Origin of the sequence: Martelella mediterranea, from assembly GCF_021021415.1 — a bacterium.
Classification (GTDB): Bacteria; Pseudomonadota; Alphaproteobacteria; order Rhizobiales; family Rhizobiaceae; genus Martelella; species Martelella mediterranea_C.
The window spans coordinates 1-5364 of sequence record NZ_JAINWJ010000090.1; the positions used below are offsets into that span (position 1 = coordinate 1).

Annotated in this window: 3 protein-coding genes; all 3 read left to right on the forward strand. The window is 62.9% G+C overall.

Going from position 1 to position 5364, the window contains the following annotated elements; genetic code table 11:
- Positions 1-380: 380 nt before the first annotated feature.
- The 3 genes from K7H91_RS25330 to K7H91_RS25340 are packed head-to-tail and all read left to right on the forward strand — an operon-like array spanning position 381 to position 5217.
- A complete protein-coding gene (locus tag K7H91_RS25330) occupies positions 381-1538 on the forward strand; it encodes a tyrosine-type recombinase/integrase (protein WP_230722936.1) in 1158 nt (385 codons plus the stop codon).
- Positions 1528-3339, forward strand: a complete 1812-nt coding sequence (locus K7H91_RS25335) for a phage integrase SAM-like domain-containing protein (RefSeq protein WP_230722937.1) — start codon at positions 1528-1530, stop codon at positions 3337-3339. The genes K7H91_RS25330 and K7H91_RS25335 overlap by 11 nt, the downstream gene beginning before the upstream one ends.
- A gap of 3 nt (positions 3340-3342) precedes the next feature.
- The gene (locus K7H91_RS25340; RefSeq protein WP_230722938.1) at positions 3343-5217 is read left to right on the forward strand and encodes an integrase; all 1875 of its coding nucleotides are present in this window, start codon (positions 3343-3345) and stop codon (positions 5215-5217) included.
- Positions 5218-5364: the final 147 nt, after the last annotated feature.

The window sequence follows — 5364 nt, forward strand, 5'->3', positions numbered from 1 at the left end:
TGTTAGGTTCTGTGTCGCAACTGTCCTGTTGGGTTCGTACGGCCGTCACGGTTTTGGACGATATTGGCGGGACATATCGAAGAAGGCAGACAGACGTCCGGGTCAAGCGTTCCCGCAGCGAAGCGAGGACAACGCTTGAGGCGGCGGCGACACCACAAGCTAGTCCATGAAGTGCAGGACTAATCCTGCACTTCTGCCACGTGGCGAACGGGAGAGCGGGAGGGGAACCCCTCGCAAACAAAAGAGAGAGTGCGCCGAAGGCGCTCCGCTGAAGATAACATCCTGTTCGAGAAACTGTCTTCTTTGTTGCTCTGCAGGGCTTTCGGCTCTGGCTGATGTCTTTTGCTGCTTCGAATAGCGGCTTGCAAAGAGGACAGGTCATGGTGCGGATTATCAAGGCGGCGATGGGTTATGCCGCAATCCCGACCGGCTTTCCGATCCTGGTGTCGGAACGAATGGCGATCATCAAGCCGGCGTTTGCCTGGTTGATGGAACTGGCGACGATACCGGGCCGCTCCCATGCGGCAGAGACGATCCGAACCTACGGCGAGCACCTGCATGATTGGTTCGACAGCCTGGAGCAATCGGGTATCGACTGGCGCGAAGTGAGCGAGGCTGAGATTGCGGCGTGGCGCAATCGCATGCTGTCACAGCCGAGCCCTCATACGAAACGGCCATACGCGCGTTCGACGGTGAACGATCGGGTCCGCACGGTCTGCCGGTTTTATGCGTGGGCGCATGGCCGTGGCTGGATTGAACACCTGCCGTTCCACTTTGTCGATGTGCGGGTGGGTGCCAGTCGGCGACAATCGTTCCTTGCGCATGTCGAAGCGCGCCCAGGCGTGATGGCGGCGAACATCCTGACAGTCGCGGAGCACGAACGGTTACCGAGGCCATTGCGGGTTGATCAGTTGCACCGGGTGTTTGCGCATCTGGACATGCCTTACCGGTTGATGGGGGAATGGGCGCTGGCGACGGGATTGCGGCGCAAGGAGCTTTGCGGCCTTGCCGTATTCCAGGTCCCGGAGACGGCGCATCTGGACGATGAGGATCATCCGCTTGTTGGCGTGCCTCTGACGATCACCAAGGGTGACAAGCCACGCACGATCTACCCGCCGATCCGTCTGGTCGATCGTACGCAGCGCTATATCGATGAGGTTCGCACGCCGCAGGTCCGGGCGTTGCGACGTCAACGGCCGGACTATCGGCCGCCTTCGGCGCTGTTCCTCAACGCCCAAGGAAACGGGGTCAGCAAGACGCGATTGACGACGGTGTTTGCAGAGGCATTCCGGGCAGCCGGTGTGGCGGGAACGTTGCATTATCTGAGGCACACATTCGCGATGACCATGCTGGTGCGGTTGCAGCGTCAGGCATTGACCACGCCGGACCTCAATCCGCTGAAGATCGTGCAGGTGCTGCTAGGGCACAGCTCGATACAGAGCACTGCGATCTACCTGCGCTGCGTCGATCTGAATGCGCGGGACCTCGCCGACAGTATCGACTATCTCTATGGCGAGTTGATCCCCGATGGCTGTTAGACGTGGGCACATCGATCGGCGGCTGGTGACCGCGGCGCCGATTGTTCTGGATCAGCCAGCCGGCACCATCGTCGTCTTCCGCGACGGCTGGGGCGAGGTCACGAAGCACTACGATCTCGGGACGCTCGGCTTGCCGTTGGACGTCGCTATACTGCTGGCCGACGCCTTTCGCCACCATCATGCCGCCTCGAGCCATGATACGCAGCGCCATTGCTGGATGGCGCTGCGGTCGTTCGCGCGATTTGTTGCAGAGGACGGCCAGGTACTATCCGCCGACGATCTGACCACCGCTATGGTCGGGCGCTACATCGCCTGGTTGGATCGGCAGGTCGCAGGACAGACGAACAAGTCCTGGTCCAAGAGTTCGCGGGCGAATGTCCTGATGCAGCTTCGTCAGATGATTGACTGGACGAAGCGCCGGCATCCGTCGCGGCTGCCGGGCCGCGTCGACTTCCCCTGGCGGGTTTGGCCGAACCGCAATGCCAACGCCCGATCACGTCTTGCCGGGGAGGATATCAAGGCGATCCTGCGCGCGTGCTACGAGGAAATAGACGAAGCATGGGAGCGCTTCGAAGCGGGGCGCACCATGCTTATGACGAGCGATCCGATCGAGGGCGTCGACCCCGAGCTTTGCGACCTGGTCCGGGCGCTCGCCGGGGCGAATGACGGCGTGCTGCCGTCGCGGACGCTTGCGATACGCAGCGGCGTCAACATCTCGGCGGTCAACCGCTATGGTGGGCTTCGTCATCTCGGCGGCTATCTTCACCTGACCGGCGAAACGGTCGTTGCGTTCTTCATTGCGCTGTCGATCCAGACCGCGGGCAATCCGGATGCGCTGCGGCTGATGACGCGCGATTGCCTGGTGGCGCATCCGCTCGATGAGCATCGTATCATCGTCGAATGGGCCAAGCCTCGGGCCGGTGCGAAGGTGAAGCGCGCGCAGCGGCGATCCTTCGACCGGCGCCGACGACATGCGGCGCCGAACTTAATCGATAAATTGCTGGCGATGACCGCGCCGCTCGCGGCCCGGGCCAGCCGGCAGGACCGCAATCGCCTGTTCCTGGTGAAGAGCGAGAAGAAGGACGCGGTGACGCTGATTGCGGAGACGACCTTGTCGCATGCCCTGAAGCCATTCATCAAACGCTCCAATGCCCGGATCGAGATCTGGAACAAGGCGGCGCCTGAGCGCGCACGCCAGTTCTTGCCGGATTTTGCGGCGGTACTGCTGCGCGGCAGCGTCGCCACCGAATATTACAAGGCGTCCGGCGGCGACATCGTCGCGACACAAGACGTGCTCAATCACGCTCGCGCCGACACGACTGAGCTTTACATCAAGGGGCCTCAGACGAGCCGCGTCCAGCGCCAGACCATCGCTCGATTGCAGGGGCTGATGCTTGGCTGGATAGTCGGCGCAAAGGCGGACACCGAAGATCAGGCGCAACGCGACTGCATTGCACTGGCTGACAATGCGACGGTTCCGTTCAGCCATGATTGCCTCAACCCGGCCACTGGCACAGCGCCTGGATCGGTGGCTGGCAGGGTCTGCCGGCACTTCGGCGGCTGCCTGCGCTGCCCGGGACTGATCATCCCGATTGATGCGGAGCACATGGCGCGCATCCTTTGGGCGATCGGCGAACTGGAGCGTGCGCGTGAGCGCATCGATCCCCGCCGCTTCGAGCTTCTGTATGCGCCGAGCCTGCGCATCCTGGTCGACGACATCCTGCCGGACTTCCCGCAGTCGCTGCACGCGGAAGCCGAACGCCGGATGTCGACTCTTCCAATCCTTCCGGCGCTGGAGTGAACGATGGCGGCGTCCACGGCACCCGATCTTGTTGCCGCCACACGGCCGGCACTTCGGATATCGACCCGCTCGGTGTGGTCGGATCAGGTCTGGCATCTCGACGGCCATCGCCCAGGCGGCAACCGCAGCGACTTCTCGCTCGACTGGGGCTTTGTCCTTGCCGACGATAGCCGGTTCAGCGATCCGCAATGGACAGGCTGGCGAGAGGCGGCGAAGCTGTTCCTGTGGAGCCTGAAGCTGGACCCGCCTCCTGGCCGCCGCAATGTCCATGAATCGACCATCGTCTCCGTCTTCAAGACGCTGCGGATGCTGATCCGTTGGATGGCGGCGCAAGGATACCGCAGCTTCGCCGATCTCGATCGTGAGGGCTGCGACAGGTTCATGACGACGGTGGCGCAACGTCCGGGCAGCAAGCCTGGCAAGCCGCTGAAGAGCACGACGCTGCAAAGCTACGCCAATCTACTGACGCGCCTATATCTTCAGGGAGCGAAGTTCCCGGAAGTAGCGATCGCCGATCCGTTCCCGGGCATCGCGCCGCCGTTCGCTCGGCGTGACCGGGGCTGGTTGCCTTATACGCCGGACGCGATCGCGGTGCCCCTGGTCTCGGCGGCACTGAGACTGATCGGCACCCCGGCCGACGACGTCATCTCTTTGCAGGCCAAGGCGCAGTCCGCCTATGACGATGCGCTCGCCAAAGGGATCCCCCAGACGAAGGCCGGCTTCATCGTGACCGACGCGATCGCAGGGTTCTCCTTCTCTACGCTGTCCGGAGAGGATGCTTCATGGCATGCCGCGCCCGTCACCAGCACCAAACAGATACGCTATCTCGCCGATCGCATCTACGATGCCTGCTTTGTCGTGATCGCTTATCTGGTTGGCGCCCGGGTCTCGGAGATCCTCGGCCTTCAGGTCGGCTGCATCGAACAGCATCCCTCCGGCGACGGCAGCGAAAGCTTCACCTATCTTGCCGGGCGGATTTACAAGACGGCGCGTGGCATCGATGGCGAAGCGCATCGTTGGGTTGCTCCGGCGCCCGTCGAGCGGGCCGTCTTAGTCATGGAGCAACTGACCGCCCGCCTGCGGGCGCAAAGCGGGCGAGACGATCTCTTTCTGGTGATGGCCAGCACCGGGCTTGTCGGTCCCGCTGCGAGAACTGACCTGCCCGTCGTCTCCACGATCATAAGGCGGCTGAACGATCTGTTCGCGCCGTTCATCGGCCTGCCGGAGCACGAGGGGGAACCGTGGCATCTGAACACCCATCAGGGCCGAAAAACCTTCGCACGCTTCGTCGGAAAGCGCGACCGCACCGGCCTGCATGCGCTTCAGGCACACTTCGGACATGTGACCCGGGCGATGACCGATCGCGGCTATGTCGGGACTGACTTCGCGCTCGATGACCTGATCGACCGGCATGCGCAGGAAGAAACTCGCGCCGCCCTGGAAGAGGTGCTGACGGCGACGGCGCTCGGAGGCAAGGGCGGACGGATGATTGCCGCTCGCTCGCAGTTCCGCGGACGCACGCGCGACGGCGATGTTCAGGCTTATGTTCGCTTCCTGATGGAAGAGACTGACCTCCGGCTCGGGGTCTGCGACTGGGGGTATTGTGTCTATCGCGTCGAAACCGCTGCCTGCTTCGGTGACGAGCGCGGGCCAAACCCGGTGCTCAGAACCGAAAGCACGTGTCTCACCTGCGCCAACTTTGCCGTCACAGCCAGGCATCGACCGGTCTGGCAGGCGCGCCGCGATCGCAATGCCGATCTTCTCGATCAGCCCAGGCTGGACCCGGTCAGCCGCAGGATTGCGGAAACACGGATCGCCGAATGCGATCGCATCCTTGGCGAACTCGATCATGGAAAGGATGGTCGCGATGGCGCGTAAATTGAGCAAAACGCCGGCGCTGACGCCGCAGGAAAGACGTCTGCGCAACACGGACCGCAAGCTGCGGGAGGCTCTGGAGCGCTTGGTGAAGGGACTCCCCACACACCCGGACTTGCAAAAGCGATCCTACCGTCTGACCATTGCCAC